The organism is Niallia yueguangensis (assembly GCF_052663115.1).
Map to the genome: position 1 here is coordinate 1 of NZ_JBQTCX010000072.1, position 428 is coordinate 428.

Here is a 428-nt window from a genome sequence, read left to right on the forward strand (position 1 = left end):
ACCCGCACCATTTTCTCCAAGCAGTGCATGGATTTCTCCTTTTTTGACTTGAAGTGTTATATTATCATTGGCAACAATTCCAGGGAATTCTTTGCGAATATTTAACATCTCAATTACATATTCCATCATTTTCACTCCTTCTTCAATACGTAAACAATAAACTCCAGCTAGTATTCACTACATCCTCCTTAATCAAAAACTGCCTTATTACTTTTGCGAAAATTTATTTAGTAGTATATGGATGCTCTACCTATTCCAATGTTTTATCAGAGCATTTCTTGTTATTTTTATACTCGGTTTAAAATTTTTCATAAAAAACAGAAAAACCGTTCTATTTTTTAGTAAAAATTCTAATAATTTTATCAAAAAAAAACGGAATAAGCGTTTGCTATGCAAACCACTTATTCCTGTCTCATTCAATATGCTAA

1 protein-coding gene and 1 pseudogene are annotated in these 428 nt (G+C 30.4%); both read right to left on the reverse strand.

All coding sequences use genetic code 11. The annotated features are described in order from the left end of the window. Positions 1–126, reverse strand: a pseudogene (locus ACTYA4_RS22200) (sugar ABC transporter ATP-binding protein); the annotation flags it as partial. Between the two features lie 120 nt (positions 127–246). Continuing rightward, a partial coding sequence (locus ACTYA4_RS22205) for a hypothetical protein (RefSeq protein WP_445505881.1) occupies positions 247–428 on the reverse strand: 182 nt, incomplete at its 5' end.